The sequence below is a fragment of the Acidiplasma sp. genome (assembly GCF_038728925.1).
GTDB classification, from domain to species: domain Archaea; phylum Thermoplasmatota; class Thermoplasmata; order Thermoplasmatales; family Thermoplasmataceae; genus Acidiplasma; species Acidiplasma aeolicum.
In genome coordinates, this window is sequence record NZ_JAVYSZ010000009.1 from 45098 (window position 1) to 62017 (window position 16920).

Here is a 16920-nt window from a genome sequence, read left to right on the forward strand (position 1 = left end):
CATTCATTATGGATGGTTTAAACTTATAAAAATCTAAAAATATATAAATATTGTATAAAAAATACAGCTATTTTGAATAATTCTTTTTTGGCTAAAACAATATTATTATGCCTAGAATCTCATAGGACATTTTTCTTTACTGTAATTCTTATCTTTCAATGCCTTATTAATATATCAATAACTTTTAGCGATAATGTATGCAAAACATATATTAAAATCTGCTAAACCTTATGTATTTTTAATATTAACATATAAAAGATATACGACAGCAGGCTTAATGTTACAGAAAAATTAATAAGCCATAAAATAATAAAAGAATAACTATGCTTGAAGGTATAAAATGTGTGCAAATTAAATCTGCATCTAATAAAGATTTTCCATATAAATCCGATTTAAAATTTCTAATAAAGAATTTGCCCGCATTTCAGGAAAAAGTTTACATAGCAGAATTTGGAAGGTATAATCACAGCATTCCAGCCTATTTGCAGGTCCATGATGGAGAACATATAATGGTTAAACCATCCCTAGCTGGCATATCCGTACTGCGTTCAGGTTATAGCTGTACAATTCTGGATTTAAAAAATAAAATCAATTTACATGAAAGGCACCTGGATGTTTTTGATACCCCAATGGATTACAAAACTGTTAATGAAAGATTCAAAAAAGATTTAATCTATTACCTAAGGCATGGCGGTTTTATTGATTTTTATATTCACGATGACATAAATCCCATGATGTTTCTCAATGAAATAATCGGCAGATTATCCATAAAGTACTGCATAAATAAGCACAGGCTTTTTAATGTCTCTAAATTCCTTCTTGAGAACCCTGCAATGGAATTAAATATGCAATCATTAATGCATAGATTTGCACTTAATAAAAATGAATTGAATCAAATCCTTAACGCTTTAATAGATTCTGGATTAATATATACAGTTAAATCAGGTGAAAATAGAAATTATTTTAAAATATTTACATCAGACAACTGTTTTACATTAAACAATCCAGAATCTGATATTGTAAGGCTTGCATACAACGAGGCTTTCAGGCATCTTTTAAGTATTTATCCTGGGGCTAAATTTAAATACACAGAGGAATTTCCATTAATTCTATATTATAAAAATAATAAAATACAGATAAAATTATTTCTAGATAATGAAATAATAAAATTAAAGGCCATAAAAAATAAAAATAGTGATGAATATAATTTCGAGGATTTTTTATTGAACGATCAATTAATATCATGATTTAATTTTTTATATTCATTTAAAATTATTTTAGCTGGATTTATATTTCCCTCAGATTTTATAATTTTTTTGTACATCTCAAGGCTTTTAAATGACTGTATCCTTAGTAATTCTCTATTTTTACATAAATATCTTATTTTTTCTGGAAATTCCTGTATATCTCCTATGATTATGTTATTATCAGTATTATATTCCTCATAGCTTCTTAAGCCAATTTTTGTTGATACCACCGGTATGCCATATGAAAGATAATCAAGGACCTTTAAATTTCTTCCACTGCCCTCCATCACAGGATTAACAGCCATGCATGCTGACCTTAACACCATATCCTTTTTGGCATCATCTATTACTCCAAGGAATTTCACATTTTTTTGTGACTCCTTAAATTTATAATTTTTTACATTTCCTATTATAATAAAATTAAATTCAGGAAGTTTTGCGGACATTTCTAAAATATGCCTGACAGCATCTATATTGGCCTGGTACAGGGATCCGATAAATACTATATTATTTGTTTCCATACCATTCCATTCTATATTTTTATTTTCAGTTAGCAGTGGTATATAGAATATTTTGGACTCATCTATAATTTTTTTGAACTCCATTATATCATTTACTGAAAGTGATAATATCATATGTGCATTTTTTAACAATTCCTGTTCTATTTTGGAGACATAATTTTCATAGGGGTTGCCAGATCTGAGCCCCGTTTCATAGTTGTGTGCATCGTATATTATAAATTTATCTTTTAGGTATGGCCTGAAGAGTTGATACTGCCAGGGCCCCTCAAATATTATAATATCACTTTTTTTAATTTCCTTTATAACCTCATGGACATATTTTTTACGTAAATATTTGCCCATGGAGAGGAAAACTTCAAATGCCCGGTTTCCCTTTAAATAGGACATGATCATAATTAAAACTGACCTGTACTGCCTGGAATTACCCATATTTTTATCAACCAGCACAGGTCCGCCAGCAGAAACCAAAAGCCTATTTTCATAATTTTTAAGAAGGTTATGGCATCTTAATGAATATGCACTAATGTATTCAGGTATGATCTGCCCGTGGCATATCTGTAAAATTTTAGGCATGGCCATAAGATGGAATGCAATTGTTCATTATAAATATCTTCCTATATCTTTAAAAGATAATCCTCAACCTTTCTATTGTATTTTAATGGAAGTTTATACTGAAATATTTTTATGAATTTAAATGGATAATGAAATCTGTTTCCCTTATAGCTTGCCACAGAAAGCCAGTGAAGGACATCATCATAGTTCAGATCGTATTTTATTCCTGAGTTTAATAACCCTGAAAGCATGTTTAATTCTATTTTTAATGATATTATATAATCCCTGGCAAGCATCCGGGACTTTTTGGTTTTTAAAAATTTATACATGGTTTCCAGTGAATTCAGGTATCTTAAATATGTTTCCATTTTTATTTTCCATCTATCTATTCCACGCAAATTTGTATTGCTGGTACTTTCATGGAATCTATAATATGTTAAAAATTCACGGCTGAGTTCTATTTCACCACCGGAGTCAAGGGATATATAATAAAAAAAGGTATCATACAGGGCCCTTACCTTTGATAGATATTCTATATTTATTATATCTTTTTTAATGGAAATTGATGATAAATTAAAATCAGGGCTGTAATAATATTCATCAATGCTATTCCCCTCATCATTGATAAATGTGCATCTATTATGAAAGTAAACCAGATTTTTATTATTTTTAAAGCTATTATATACATACTCGAGTTTATTGCTGTAAAAAAGATCATCATAATCCAGAAATGATAAAATATTTCCATGGCTGATCCTCAGTGCAGCAATATACTTTGAGGATAGGGAAAGATCATTTACATGCAAAATTTTTATTAAATGCTCATTTTCCATTTCTGAAATTTTTTGATCCTCATAATTTAAAACTACAATTATTTCATAAAAATTCCTGCCCAGAGACTGGTTTAATGCACTTTCTATGGCCTTATATACAAGATTATTTGGTTTATATGACGGTATTATAACAGAGATAAAATCTGATTCCATTAAAAATGCTATAAGAATTCTGTATAAATTATTTTTTATATACTATTTTTTGCATTACATCCAGGTATCTGGAATATGTTTTCTCATCTGAATATTCATATGCCGTTTTAATAGCATTTTCAGACATTTTAATTAATATATCAGGTTTATCTTCAATCTTCGTTATTATATCTTTATAATCATCATCTGTACCGGCAATGAACGAATTTATATTATTCTTAAGACCGGGCATGTAAACGTTTTTACCCGTCACGGGAACAAGACCGCATGCCATCCCCTCGACGATGGTCAGGCTAAAAGCCTCTGAAACAGATGGCAATAAAAGTAAATCACAGGCCTGATAATATTTTAATAGCGTATCATCTGGAACATGCCCAAGAAGGTGAATCCTATCATTTCCACTGTATTTTTCAGTGTTGCCTATGCATATGAGATGCATATTTTTTGAGTTCTTTATTAATTCCATGGCAAAATTAAGCCTTTTTCTCTCTGGATACATGCCAACCCAGAGGGCATAGATTAATTTATCATCCATGTTTAATTCCTTTCTAATTTCATCCCTATCTCCGGGCCTGAAATAAGCTGTATTAATTCCAATATTAATCACAGATATATCATTTTTGGAGTATATTTTTTTTAAGGTGTCCAAAAGGCCTGCGGATACTGTTATAATAGTGCTGCAATGCCTGACTGAATACCTCTCCATTAGATATGAAAAAAATAAATTAGGGTGCATTAAACCCCACCTAATTATGGATATTTTGGTAAAATTTTGCTTTACACCCGCAGAAAATAATGATGTACCGTGCAGGGTCATAATTTTATTTAAACCACCAATTCTGGAGGCAAAGCATCCATTGTCACCGTTAATATGAGCAATATCATATTTATTCCTATTTTTTTTAACATAAAAATAAAGTTTTATATTATAAATGAGTTTTTTAAAATAAGGAAATTTAACCTTAATCTGAATGAATTTAATATTATTCTTTATATATATCTTATTTTCCGCCCCGGAAATCATTATATGTACATCATTACCATTTAAAATTAAATATCTGGAAAGCCCATTTACAAATCTCTCAACTCCGCCTCCAAGTTCTGGGGGTTTGTATGCAATTTCAAGTATTCTCATTGGATGACACCATGACGGTATTATTTATTTAATATATTTTAATATATTATTATAATATTTTTACGTAACAGCATGCCCCTTTCTTGGGGATCTAATTTCAAATTTTTGCCTTTTACCAATATTATTTACTGCCTGCCTGATGTGGTTTATTAATAAGTCGGCCATATCCCTTGAAAAACTTTCCCTAACAACTATTCTCATCAAAACAGTGTCACTGGCGTTTTCCGGAAGTGAATATGCAGGTATTATCCATCCGAATTTCCTTAGCTCCGATGAAAGGTCAAAAAGATTAAAAGAATCCTCATGTTTCTGTTTGAAGGTTATTACCGGTATATGCTCTGCAGAGCTTACAAGTTCAAAGTTATCCATTTTTTTAATCTCATTTGCCAGATATCGTGCATTTCCCATCATATTTTCTGCAATTTTTTTGTATCCTGATCTTCCCATTCTTAATATATTATAATACTGTGCGGCAATGTTTGATGCACTCCTGGAGAAATTTAAGGTGTAGGTTGGCATCTCATTTCCCAGATAATTAACATAAAATATAAGGTCTTCTGGGAGATACTTTTTATCCCTGAAAATAAGCCAGCCAAGTCCCGGATATACAAGTCCAAATTTATGTCCTGAAACGTTTATTGATGCCACATGGTTTAACCTGAAATCCCATAGAAGATCGGGCTCAATAAAGGGTGTTATAAATCCTGCGCTGGCAGCATCAACATGCAATGGTATAAAATTTCCTGTTTTTTCCTCATACTCGTTAAGCATTTTATTTAATAAAAAAACATTGTCAAATGCACCGGTAAATGTTGTGCCAAGTACAGCACCAACAGCCATGGTATTTTCATCAATATTTTTAATTAATTCTGCAGGGTCTGATACCATGGTTTCTTTATCAACAGGGATTACCCTTGGTTCAACGTCAAAGTATTTTGCAAATTTGTCCCATACAACATGTGTATCGGCACCAAACACAATATTGGGCCTTGAATAATCCTTATTTCTTGATTTCATTCTTTGCTTCCAGTTCCATTTATGCGCCAGAAGTGCCAGCATTATGGCCTCTGATGATCCTATTGTTGATGTCCCTGTAAATTCCTCTTCCTCCGGTGCATTATAGAGCCTGGCAAGTATGTTAACTATTCTATTTTCCTCCTTTTTTATCTGCGGGTATTCAAAGGAATCAATAAAATTCTTGTGGGCATTTTCCATGTAAAGTTTATCCGCTTCCGGTTCCATATAGGTTGTAACAAATGTGGCAAGGTTGAGCTCCGGTATTCCATCAAGGTTTAGTTCCTGATGAATCATTTCATATGCTGCCTGGGAAGGCATTCCATTTTCTGGAAATTTATTTTCCGGCACCGGCGAATCAAAATACCGGTTGCTGTATGTTCCATAAACCTTTTTTTCTGAATCTTTTTTAACGCTGACCATGGATTTAAGATATTGACATACTATTTAAATATATTAAATATAATTTATAAAGATTATTTAAAATAATATTAAAATTCCATGGCAATTACCCTTGCCATTGAACCGCTTGCCCCATAAAGTTTTAACGGTAAAGCAACAACAAAGTATTCCTTACCCTCCTCAAGGAGATCAAGATTTGTTAAATCCTCAATAAACGCCATATTTTTTGCAAGCAGTGCCTTATGAACACCAAAATCAGCATGTGAATATGGGTCTATTCCAAGAGTATCTATACCAAGAACCTTTGGTTTATGTTCCAGAAGAAAATCAACAGCATCGTATGAAAATCCCGGAAATTCATACTGGAATTCCTTTGTGTAACCCCTTTTTTTATCCCATCCAGTGTTTACCAGTATAATTTTTCCATCATATTCCCTTTTCCAGATCTTTTTAAGTGCATCTGCATGAATTTCATCTCCATCGTATTGAGGTCTGATGCAGTATCCAGGACCTGCAAGCTGTGTTAGAGGGATCCTATCCACCGTGGTTCCATTGTCTATCATATGGTAGGGCGCATCAATATGTGTACCGGTATGCGTGACAGATTCGTATTTCTCAACGGTATAACCATCCCTGGCAAGGAGACCTATTGGATCCACCCTTACAAGTGGATTTGTTGGCCAGCACGGCATATTTGTTTTAATTTCCACAGACAGATCAAAAATTTTTTTCGGTTCCATAAAAAATAATGAAGTTGGTATTAATAAATATATCTAATGTATTAATAGTATTATTTGACAAAATTTTTCAAAAAGCGAGAAAATTTGAAACAGGCATATTTATAATATTGTATAATCAAATAATTTCATGGAATTTTATCTGATTAAATTAAGATTGTTTAACAATTAAAATTAATAACATACATTCAATACCAAATAATGGGAATTCCAACATATGGTATTATTTTTGATCTCGATGGCACGATATGGGATTCGGTGGAATACAGAATTAAGGCATGGAAGCAGGCACTTCATGATTATGGAATTGATACCGACCCAGAAATTATTAGATTATTAATTGGATATCCGGGCACAATGCTCATCAAGGCAGTTAATGGCAGGGACCCAAATATAGAAAAAAGTGAGGAGGAATATTTTGGAAATTACATTAATTACGTAAAATTCTTTCCCGATGTTGATAAAACATTTAAAGAATTAAAAAACATGGGATTTAAGATTGCCATAGTAACATCGTCAAGAAGGGCCATGGTCAGCAGGCTAAAAATTAATGTTGATGCGATAGTAACAATGGACGATGTAAAAAATGGAAAACCTGATGTGGAACCATATTTAAAGGCGCTGGAAATAATGAATGTTAGTGCCAATAATGCTGTCGCAGTTGGTGATATCGATAATGATCTCATACCTGCAAAAAGGCTTGGTATGACTGCGGTTCTTGTAACCCATGGTGCAAAAAAGGATGCAGATCATAAGGATTTTTCCATAGTAAATATATATGATGTTATAAATGTGGTCAAAAAAAGATTTAATTTATAATGTAAAATTTGAAAAATTTTTTCAACAATAAAGAAGATAAATTTATTATCCCGGTAACCTAAGGATTGGCCCTTGAAATCATATATATGCATACAGAATAAGAATATTTAAGAATATTATTCTGGAATATTAATCTAAATGGCTTTAAAATAGCTTTAGAGATACGAAAATATTTTATTGAGAACCATGAATATGTAAGAAAAATAGTAAATTTATGAACAGTCTGAATATAAATTCAAAATTTAAATGTAAAAATTATTGATGGTGAAAACTGATAAAAATTTAAAATATGTAATGGCCGAAGTAACCGAACTGCATGGATACCTGCATATCACATCTAATAATTTATCCGTGGAACCCCTTTCAAATATGGTATAAATCCCTAATTTTCGGGAAATTAAAACGATAAATAATAAATTTTGTATATTTTATTTAGTTACATTTCAAAAATTTTTATTTTAATAAAATAAATACATAGAAATACAATAAATGCATACAGAATAGGCTATATATGGAACAGGGAACAATGCATGTTATAGTCTATCACAATAAACATTTAAGTAAATCAAACTTACATTCAATTAAAAATCAATATAAAAAATATATAACCATAAAAAATTCAATAAAACTGACCTTAATAAAATATTATAGGCGGACATAAATGTGCATAAATATTCCCTGCAAGAACCATAAATCCAGATTTATTTATGGGGTGAGATATCATGCAAGGATCAGTAAAAACATTGAAAAGAGATACATTAAATGTATATGATGTTATTTTTCAGGGAGTGGCTGGATCTGCCCCCGCTGGTGCGGCAGTTGCAACCCTGACGGGCTCTGCCGCATTTGCCCTTGGATCACTGCCATTATCAGCTGTGGTCGCATTTGTAATTGTATTTATTAATGCCGTGATTATAAACAGAATTTCCAGACATGTGGCCGGCGCTGGCGGATACTATGCATATTCCAGGGAGGGGCTAGGAAATTTTGCGGGCATATATACCGGATGGATGTACATATTATATCAGGTCATGTCCCTGGCATTCATAGGTTTGAGTATAGCCATATTCCTTCCAGCATTGCTTTCATCGGTATTTGGAATAACCATACCGTCATATTCGTGGGTGATTTTGCTAATAATTGTGCTGGCATTTGGTTACTTCGTTTCATTCTCAGGTGTAAAAAATTCTGTCAGATATGCAATGGTTATGGCCAGCCTTGAGGTTGCTGTTGTTTCAGCAATAAGCATTATAATAATAATATCAAAGCCAACCGTAAATACATTTTCTGTTTTTACACCAGTATATGCATCCCATGGCTTTACAGGTGTTATGCTTGGAGTTTTATTTATGTACACTGCATTTACAGGTTTTGGAACTGCCACCCCGCTGGGTGAGGAGGCAAAAAATGCAAAAAAGGTCATAGGCCGTGGTGTCCTTGCCTCTGCTGTTGTCCTTGGACTGTTCTTTATACTTGCATCATATGCATTTACAGTGGGCTGGGGTCCAACAAAAATGTTAAGCTATTCTACTGAACTCGTTCCCGGAATAATACTTACAAAGGACTATATAGGATTAATAGGTGCAATAGTAATCACAGCCTTTTTTATAAACAGTTTATTTACCGATTCTGTGGTTTTCACAAACTCACTGTCAAGGGTCGTATTCTCAATGAGCAGGGATAATGTTCTTCCAGGGATACTTTCCAGCGTGCACTCAGAAAGAAGAACACCACACAGGGCGGCTGGATTAATGGTTGTCATAGCCTTTATAATAGGTACTGTGAGTGTGGTCACCCTTGGCGGTTTTAACGCATTTTTATTCACCGGAATAGCCTCAACACTTGGTGCCCTTGCAGTTCATATGATTGCAAATGCGTCCCTTCCTGGAATTGTATATAAGTTAAAACTTAAATTGAATATCGCCGCTGATGTGATCCTTCCGGCAATATCCATAGTTATTCTTGCCTTTGTATTCTATGGAAGCTTTATAAGCATTAACTCTGTGGTTATAATTGCGAGCATAACATTTGTGGTGTGGCTTATAATAGGCTTAATATATTCATACCTTGGAAGAAAAATGCTCTATCACGAGAATATACAGTAGGATGAAAATTATCAAAAGGACATAAAAAATATTTTTTTTAAACCCAACCTTTTAATCCTATTTTCTATTATTATAATATTTATATACAAACCATTTCAAATGTAATAATTTTATTGAAATGGTTAAATTTATGATAAATTTAAAAAAAATTGTGTATTCCGCCAAAAAATTTTTATCTTATTTTATGTTATATTTGTGTGCTTTCAAACCTTACAAATTTCATAATTAAAACAAGAATGAAATCGCCAAGATACATATTTTATTTGATTCTTTTAATATTTTCATTTTTTGTGAATATTTTATATTTCAGATATAATTTTCAAAGGCCTTATATACTGGAGTATCTCGTAATTGTACTCATATCAACCTTTATAATAATCCCATTATTTTTGTCCGGCAATATAATTATACAGTCAGATAATGATTTTCTCCTAAATATTCCATTGAAAAAGAAAGATCTGTTTAAGTCATATTTCTTCTTCTCATCTATAAAATATTCAATTATATTTATAATATTTTTATATTTAATAGGCCTTGCACTTAATTCATATAAAATAATTATAGGAATTTTTGATGCATTATTGTTATATCTAATATCCATTGGTTTATCATATATTTCTTCATACATGATTCATAAAAAGTATCCATTAATATTATTCATTATATATTTATTCAGCCCATTAATATATAATTATAAATTTAATATGAATTCAGTATTTTTTGGAAATATTATATATGGAAGTGTATCATCAATAATTATCTTTATTATAATCTTCTATTACATATTTTCACGGTCTTATAAACTTGATTTCCTGACGTTTGAAAAACCATCGGAAAAAACATATAAATCAAGAAATTTAAAAGGAAAACCATTAAATGTGATATATAAGCTAAACACAATATATTCAAACACAGTATACATTTTTGGCATATCCAAAAAACGTTACCATTTTTCGAGAAACATATATTTCTGGTTAATAATATATGCAGGTTTGGGCACAGGATATTTTATGCTAAATTATATTTTCGATTTTACAGGCATTCCAAGGTTTGACCTGTTTCTTTATACATGGGAGCTTACATTCTATCCACTAATATTCAGAATTGCCACCCCGTGGGCATCTGAAAGGGCATGGCTGGCATTTTCAGTCATGAATCCATGCAGATACATAAGGCATTACATGATATCAAGATCCCTGGCAATACCCATGATGATGTCCCCCCTTATTTTATCAATGGGCCTTGTTTATTCATTTCACCCTGATAATTTTAACCTAATGTTATTAATATATTCTTTAACCATTCCCGCATCCATGATGCTTGCAGGAATATATATTTCTGGCATATCCTGTCCCTTTCAGGCCCTTGATTTATCCTCATATCCAAGCAGTTCACTGGTCATGAACAATTTTAGGAAGACATTAACACCCATGATAATAGTTTCCATACCATTTATATTTCCATTCCTAATTATTTTCACATCAAGTGATTTGATTTATTTTGCATTTTATTTATATTCTGTCTTGCTTATATTATATGATTTTTATATATTGTCATGGAAAAAAATGATTGAAATCAAAAATAATATGGAATTTATAAATTTTATATAATTTTATGATTAATATATTATTCAGGTTTATTAAACATTATTTAAGCATTTTAATATATTAAATCCTACCTACCAGGAATCTTTCAAAACTTTATGGAAGATGATACATGGAGATAATATGGGTAATGATGACTTTATGATCATTATAAATAAAACCTGTTCATTTTTAAATTTAATAAAAATACATAACTTTAATGAAAGCATTAATGCTGCCCTTTCATTATCAGTTCAGATACATATTACAATTTATAATCCATCCCATGTTTTGTGGCTATAAAACTATTAATACCATTAATTACATTAAATAGAAGATTAATCAATAAAATTGGGGAAAACAGCCCAAATATTTTATAGATTATTTTTTTAATTTAAAATTTTTAATTTTCCTGCTTGATGAAAAATTAGAATTTAAAGTTTATAGTATATTTGGATATTTTTATGTTCATTGCATTATATAATTTGAGTGTTAATAGTTAATTGTTTAAACCAGAGCTTATTAGTTTATTATAGTCTGTCTTGGTTATACAAATATGTAAACATTATTATAAACTGGAATGAAAACTTTATATAATCTTATAATATATAATAAATATGGATATTATTTCTATAAGAATACCTGAAGAATTAAAAAAAGAATTAAAAGAATATAATATAAATTATAACAATGAGGTTAGAAACTATCTTGAATTATTGGTTAAAAGGGAACAAATAAAGGAAGAATTAAATGATATAAATAACAACAGGAATAAAATGAAGGCAAAATATGGTATTTTTGATGATTCATACAAATTAATTAGGGATGACCGTGATAGATAAAAAAGAGGCAGTTCTTGATACGTCAGCCATAATGTCGCTTTTAATGGAAGATAGCACAACAGAAAATATAGAAAATAAAATATCCAATTTTGATTATTTTCATATATTAGATCTTACTTATTATGAATCTTTCAATACTGTATGGAAGAGGATACAGAGAAATAATATAACCATTGATGACGGCGAGACCATTATGAATAAAGCTTATTCATTTTTAAATTTAATGAAAATACACAGCTTTAATGAAATTGTTAAGGGTGCTTTTTCCTTATCAATTAAGATGGGTATTACAGTTTATGATTCATCTTATGTTTTTTTGGCTATAACATTATCAATACCACTAATTACATCGGATAAAAGATTAATCAATAAAATTAAGGAGAACAAACTAAATATTTTATAAATTATTTTTAATTTAAAATTATGAATTTCCTTACTTGATGAAACATTAGAGTTTAAAGTTTATAGTATATTTGGATATTTTATGTTAATAGTAACATTTAAACCCGAATAATGTTAGATGGTTAATTGTTTGAACTAAATTTAGTAATTTATCATACAAGTTTATTTATGTTCTTACATATTCTTTCATCATCAATGCCAAGAAAATGAAGGCCACCCATTATTGCATGTATTTTATTTTTCCTGTTATTTCAATGCCGTATTCCATTATGTTTTCTATGCCTGAATGGCCGCATCCAGTTATCATAGCAAGTCCGTTCTTTCTTTGTAAATAAAGTGCCATATCATCCTTTATTAAATCTTCCCCACCGTTTTCATCAAACGTGTGGCCATTATGGGTTGGACCCAAGTTTCTTGGTATCTCACTGGATACAATTATGTTGTTATCAATATTATAAGGTTTTTCAACTGGAATAAAGTTTGCACCGTGTTCTTTTAATTCGTTTTCAGTGAAATCCGGACTTATTTCAAATAACCATTATTATCCTCTGAAAATATTTTTCTAAAAATTGAATTATGCGCAATAATTTTTAAATTATTATTTGCAAATTTTAAACTATTATTATAATCATTAATTGAATAATAGCACATACTTTCATATGCATATATTTCAGGATTATCCACATCAATGGTTTCCATAAATTTGAGCTCTTTAAGCGCATTTTTATAATCATATAATTTAATTAATATATCTGTTTTATGAAGCCTGTACTTTAAATTAAGCGGTTTCAAATTTATTGCCCTATTTATATACTCAAGAGATTTTTCATATTCATATAAATCTAAGCTTTTAATGATAAATTATAATAATCATCATCCTTCATATTTCCAAACATAAATAAATATATAACCAAATCATATAAATAAAATTTTGTTGCTAAAAATATAATTTAAATTCTATTTATATGCTGTACTTATTTTCACATATGATTTCATTTATTTTCAAGTAAAAATATAGAGGAAATAGAAAATAACATGGAATTTATCAATTTTATATAACCTTAAAATTTGGTTATTTATATTAAATCTGCATTTATTAATTTATTTGCCATATAATTTATTATCCTTTTTGAATTGAGGATTGAAAATGTTATTATTATAATTATTAGGTAAAATAATGATATGTAAATTATATTTTTTAAAAATATTGAAAGCAAAAATGTTATTGTAAAGGAAATATAAAGAATAAAAAAGGGGATTAACCTTTCCATATTCTGTCCGCTGCTGGCAAAATTGCGTATATTATCATAATCTGTTATCTGAATAGGTGCGATAAGCATGTATGAATATATGATTATTGCAGCTGTTATGGATGGCATTACCAGCAGATATAAGAATATCATTATATATAATATATTAAAATGAAAAATAAGCAGCAGTCCTGAAAATAAAATCATTGAAGATGTTGCAATAAAAACTGACAATATTATGGATATAATTAAATTTTTGATATATTTATATGCATTCATCGATGTAAATGAAAGCCAGGGCCTTTCAAGCAATACCGGCCACTGGGATATAAGCATGGAATACACAAGTCCCGGTAAAAATGGTATATAAAGGTCAATAAGCAAAATTAAAAATGTATTGTATAATTTAATGTTTAATATAAAATAAATAATGCCTATAAATGAAAATATTAAAACAGGTTTGTATATTTCTGTTCTAATATAGTGTATTTTTACATTTGAAAATGTTCTATATGCATATAATGTATTTATATAAAAACCATTTTTCATGTAAAGGGCCCTTGATGGCGATCCTGAAATATTCATAGGCTTTATATTATTTTTAATTTTGTCTTCCCTGTAATACAAATTAAATTTATTACCATTTTTTATTATATAAAATAATGTTAAAATATATAGACTTATCAGGATTAGTATACCGTTTATTATATGGCCGTAAAATATTGATGTTATGCTGTATTTGAAATTAATAAACTCCGGAAGTATCAGAAAAATAAAAAATAATGGTGGAATAAAATATCCATGCCTTAAAATGTATTTATAAATAATACTCATATTAATGCATGTAAAAAATAATAATATATTATATGATATTAAGAAAAATATTAAACCAGAATTAATTGAAAGTGTTGAGAATAGCATAAGTAATATGATGGGAACATACATTAATATAAAATTATATGCATAATATGCCTTTAAAATATCCCTTTTTTTTAATGGCATATCCAGTAAAAAATCACGGTCGGATTTATTTGTATACAAATTTGAGAACATAACAATTATAATGGCAATTATGGAGATTAAAAGTGTTGCAATTTTTTCCTGATGGATATTAATATTGGCTGAATAAAATGTAAATAAGGCTGGAATGATCATTAATGTTACAATTAATATCAGGATATAGTAGCCCAAAGGAATTTTTGTTTTTAAAAATAATTTTGTCAATGTATATTTCATGACATCATCCTTGCTATCAAACTTTCTACTGTCTCATTACCTGATTTCATTTCCTCGATTTCCGATAATTTTCCATTGAATATTATATTACCATTATTTATCATTATGATATTTTCCGTAAAATTTTCTGCTATTGACATCACATGGGTTGAAATTAAAAATGTTGAATTCATTGTTTTAAAATATTTTATAATCTTTTCCTGTGTTGGTATATCTATGTAATTGAATGGCTCATCAAGAAGAACAATTTCAGGATTATGTATTATTGACAATGCCAGGGAGAGTCTCTGCTTTGTTCCCCTTGATAGATTTGACACCATGGAATTTAAATAAGAATCAAGGCCGAATAGGTCTATTAAAAATGAAATTCTTTTTTCTAAATCATTAACTTTCCTTAAAGACCCTATGTAAAGCAAATTTTCCTTAACTGTTAAATTAATATACGGTAATGCCTCCTCGGCAAGATATCCTGTAATTTTTTTTGCCTCATCGGATCCTGGTTTATTGCCCTTTATTGATACATTTCCTGCATCAGGGCTTATAAGGCCGGCAATTATTTTTAATATTGTACTTTTTCCTGCACCGTTTGGACCTATTAATGAATAGCTTTTATTGCATTCAAGTGAAAATGAAACATTATTTAGGGCATATTTATCTCTATATTTTTTTGTTACTGAATTGAATTCAATGCAGTTCATAAAGTTATAATATATAACATAATAAATATTTTTTGATTGAATTCGAATGGAATTATTTATTTAAAAATATAATTTATATTTGATAATTATAGTAATTTTAGTTAGCCCTTGATAATGTAAAATTAAAATTCTGGAAAATTTGAACATAATACTATATTTATCTTCTCTTCAATAGTCAATATGTTTTTAAGCGTTCACACTACCTATTTTATGTAAGTCATTTTTTATCTGTCGTTCTTTTTTATCTGTCGTTCTTTGGATATGTTTAAGTTTAAACTATTTATAATTAAAATGAGTACTTATCCAGGCCGTACAATGGTATAAGATTTTAATCCTATTAAGGTTCTTATTTAACAGGTGATACATCTTCATATTTCATTTCACGATCATCCTTTCAATCCTATTAAGGTTCCTATTTAACTAAAAAATTATATCCTCGTCGAGATCCTGTATTTTTCTTTCAATCCTATTTAGGTTATTATTTAACAGTGGAATCGTTATATCCACAATTTCAGTCCCACATTCCTTTCAATCCTATTTAGGTTATTATTTAACTTACATATTCATATACTGTGAGCTCTGATTCTAATGTCTTTCAATCCTATTTAGGTTATTATTTAACTATCGTCCTCCAACCGAGGAATTCCTCATCAGGATTCTTTCAATCCTATTTAGGTTATTATTTAACTTCCATAGCATCAAGCAAGGGATTGCAGGGGAATGTCTTTCAATCCTATTTAGGTTATTATTTAACAATCTATTTATTGTAGCACTTGCGGGTGGGCTTGAATCTTTCAATCCTATTTAGGTTATTATTTAACAATAGAAGAATAATCAATGAACATAAAAAACATCCTAACTTTCAATCCTATTTAGGTTATTATTTAACGGTATAAGAACCACCAACTCTTAAACGTATGTAAACTTTCAATCCTATTTAGGTTATTATTTAACATTCTGGCTTGGCAGCTGTGCCCATGGAATTTTAATCTTTCAATCCTATTTAGGTTATTATTTAACATTATTAAATTTCTTCTTCGATATCTTTTTCTGGAATTCTTTCAATCCTATTTAGGTTATTATTTAACCTCTTTTAAATTCCTAACGTATGAATGATATATTATTCTTTCAATCCTATTTAGGTTATTATTTAACAAAAAGTTAGATATTCCATTACTTACCACCTTTTAATACTTTCAATCCTATTTAGGTTATTATTTAACAACAAAATACCCATGGAGGCAAAACAATGAACCATATGCTCTTTCAATCCTATTTAGGTTATTATTTAACTAATATAAAAATCCTGCAATTGCCCCCGGCTCTGTGTTCTTTCAATCCTATTTAGGTTATTATTTAACTATATACCTGATGAGTATTATTGCCTGAAA

The 16920-nt window shown here is 29.5% G+C and carries 16 protein-coding genes and 1 CRISPR repeat array; of the genes, 6 read left to right on the forward strand and 10 right to left on the reverse strand.

The genetic code is table 11. The features are described from left to right. The first annotated feature begins 323 nt into the window (after positions 1-323). Positions 324-1247, forward strand: coding sequence for a hypothetical protein (locus QXW15_RS04930; protein WP_342790055.1), 924 nt, complete (start codon positions 324-326; stop codon positions 1245-1247). On the opposite strand, the gene QXW15_RS04935 is transcribed toward QXW15_RS04930, so the two are convergent. The 5 genes from QXW15_RS04935 to QXW15_RS04955 form a co-directional block, all read right to left on the reverse strand. After that, positions 1232-2347, reverse strand: a complete 1116-nt coding sequence (locus QXW15_RS04935) for a glycosyltransferase (protein WP_342790057.1) — start codon at positions 2345-2347, stop codon at positions 1232-1234. The two genes, QXW15_RS04930 and QXW15_RS04935, sit on opposite strands and share 16 nt — an antisense overlap. Positions 2348-2382: 35 nt before the next feature. Then, a complete protein-coding gene (locus QXW15_RS04940; RefSeq protein ID WP_342790059.1) occupies positions 2383-3306 on the reverse strand; it encodes a glycosyltransferase family 2 protein in 924 nt (307 codons plus the stop codon). 28 nt (positions 3307-3334) lie between these two features. Next, positions 3335-4441 (reverse strand): glycosyltransferase family 4 protein, encoded by a 1107-nt coding sequence (locus QXW15_RS04945; RefSeq protein WP_342790060.1) that lies wholly within the window; start codon positions 4439-4441, stop codon positions 3335-3337. A 60-nt stretch (positions 4442-4501) separates the two neighbouring features. Then, complete coding sequence (locus QXW15_RS04950) at positions 4502-5878, reverse strand: glutamate decarboxylase (protein ID WP_342790061.1); 1377 nt, start codon at positions 5876-5878, stop codon at positions 4502-4504. A gap of 68 nt (positions 5879-5946) precedes the next feature. Beyond that, a complete protein-coding gene (locus QXW15_RS04955) occupies positions 5947-6597 on the reverse strand; it encodes a cyclase family protein (RefSeq protein WP_048101296.1) in 651 nt (216 codons plus the stop codon). Positions 6598-6795: 198 nt separating this feature from the next. Between QXW15_RS04955 and QXW15_RS04960 the strand changes: the two genes are divergently transcribed. Beyond that, positions 6796-7413, forward strand: coding sequence for an HAD family hydrolase (locus QXW15_RS04960; RefSeq protein ID WP_048101297.1), 618 nt, complete (start codon positions 6796-6798; stop codon positions 7411-7413). A gap of 722 nt (positions 7414-8135) precedes the next feature. After that, on the forward strand, positions 8136-9518 hold the full coding sequence (locus QXW15_RS04965) for an APC family permease (protein WP_342790063.1): 1383 nt from the start codon (positions 8136-8138) through the stop codon (positions 9516-9518). Between the two features lie 328 nt (positions 9519-9846). Here the strand turns inward: QXW15_RS04965 and QXW15_RS04970 are convergent, their stop codons facing one another. Then, positions 9847-10146, reverse strand: coding sequence for a hypothetical protein (locus QXW15_RS04970; RefSeq protein WP_342790065.1), 300 nt, complete (start codon positions 10144-10146; stop codon positions 9847-9849). A gap of 76 nt (positions 10147-10222) precedes the next feature. On the opposite strand from QXW15_RS04970, the gene QXW15_RS04975 reads away from it, so the two are divergent. From QXW15_RS04975 to QXW15_RS04985, 3 genes are all read left to right on the forward strand, one after another. After that, on the forward strand, positions 10223-11128 hold the full coding sequence (locus tag QXW15_RS04975; protein ID WP_342790067.1) for a hypothetical protein: 906 nt from the start codon (positions 10223-10225) through the stop codon (positions 11126-11128). A gap of 590 nt (positions 11129-11718) precedes the next feature. Continuing rightward, positions 11719-11943 carry an antitoxin gene (locus tag QXW15_RS04980; RefSeq protein ID WP_342790068.1) on the forward strand — a complete coding sequence of 75 codons (225 nt, stop codon included), beginning with the start codon at positions 11719-11721 and terminating at the stop codon, positions 11941-11943. Beyond that, positions 11933-12346: a type II toxin-antitoxin system VapC family toxin gene (locus QXW15_RS04985; RefSeq protein ID WP_342790070.1), complete on the forward strand. Its 414-nt coding sequence runs from the start codon at positions 11933-11935 to the stop codon at positions 12344-12346. Before QXW15_RS04980 ends, QXW15_RS04985 begins: the two co-directional genes overlap by 11 nt. A 219-nt stretch (positions 12347-12565) precedes the next feature. Here QXW15_RS04985 and QXW15_RS04990 read toward each other — a convergent pair whose 3' ends face one another. The 4 genes from QXW15_RS04990 to QXW15_RS05005 form a co-directional block, all read right to left on the reverse strand. After that, on the reverse strand, positions 12566-12754 hold the full coding sequence (locus QXW15_RS04990; protein ID WP_342790071.1) for a hypothetical protein: 189 nt from the start codon (positions 12752-12754) through the stop codon (positions 12566-12568). A 113-nt stretch (positions 12755-12867) separates the two neighbouring features. After that, positions 12868-13137, reverse strand: a complete 270-nt coding sequence (locus tag QXW15_RS04995; protein ID WP_342790072.1) for a hypothetical protein — start codon at positions 13135-13137, stop codon at positions 12868-12870. 284 nt (positions 13138-13421) lie between these two features. Beyond that, entirely contained in the window at positions 13422-14831 is a 1410-nt protein-coding gene (locus QXW15_RS05000; RefSeq protein WP_342790073.1) for a hypothetical protein, read from the reverse strand. Then, positions 14828-15529 (reverse strand): ABC transporter ATP-binding protein, encoded by a 702-nt coding sequence (locus tag QXW15_RS05005; RefSeq protein WP_342790074.1) that lies wholly within the window; start codon positions 15527-15529, stop codon positions 14828-14830. The genes QXW15_RS05000 and QXW15_RS05005 overlap by 4 nt, the downstream gene beginning before the upstream one ends. A gap of 325 nt (positions 15530-15854) precedes the next feature. Further along, positions 15855-16890: direct repeats of the CRISPR family, unit length 30 nt; unit sequence CTTTCAATCCTATTTAGGTTATTATTTAAC. The last annotated feature ends 30 nt before the right edge of the window (positions 16891-16920 follow it).

Bases quoted from the DNA above. Each gene is read 5' to 3' on its own strand.
- QXW15_RS04930 (WP_342790055.1), top strand. From the start codon at position 324: ATGCTTGAAGGTATAAAATGTGTGCAAATTAAATCTGCATCTAATAAA.
- QXW15_RS04935 (WP_342790057.1), bottom strand. From the start codon at position 2,347: ATGGCCATGCCTAAAATTTTACAGATATGCCACGGGCAGATCATACCT.
- QXW15_RS04940 (WP_342790059.1), bottom strand. From the start codon at position 3,306: ATGGAATCAGATTTTATCTCTGTTATAATACCGTCATATAAACCAAAT.
- QXW15_RS04945 (WP_342790060.1), bottom strand. From the start codon at position 4,441: ATGAGAATACTTGAAATTGCATACAAACCCCCAGAACTTGGAGGCGGA.
- QXW15_RS04950 (WP_342790061.1), bottom strand. From the start codon at position 5,878: ATGGTCAGCGTTAAAAAAGATTCAGAAAAAAAGGTTTATGGAACATAC.
- QXW15_RS04955 (WP_048101296.1), bottom strand. From the start codon at position 6,597: ATGGAACCGAAAAAAATTTTTGATCTGTCTGTGGAAATTAAAACAAAT.
- QXW15_RS04960 (WP_048101297.1), top strand. From the start codon at position 6,796: ATGGGAATTCCAACATATGGTATTATTTTTGATCTCGATGGCACGATA.
- QXW15_RS04965 (WP_342790063.1), top strand. From the start codon at position 8,136: ATGCAAGGATCAGTAAAAACATTGAAAAGAGATACATTAAATGTATAT.
- QXW15_RS04970 (WP_342790065.1), bottom strand. From the start codon at position 10,146: ATGTATGAAGAAATATATGATAAACCAATGGATATTAGATATAACAAT.
- QXW15_RS04975 (WP_342790067.1), top strand. From the start codon at position 10,223: ATGAATTCAGTATTTTTTGGAAATATTATATATGGAAGTGTATCATCA.
- QXW15_RS04980 (WP_342790068.1), top strand. From the start codon at position 11,719: ATGGATATTATTTCTATAAGAATACCTGAAGAATTAAAAAAAGAATTA.
- QXW15_RS05000 (WP_342790073.1), bottom strand. From the start codon at position 14,831: ATGAAATATACATTGACAAAATTATTTTTAAAAACAAAAATTCCTTTG.
- QXW15_RS05005 (WP_342790074.1), bottom strand. From the start codon at position 15,529: ATGAACTGCATTGAATTCAATTCAGTAACAAAAAAATATAGAGATAAA.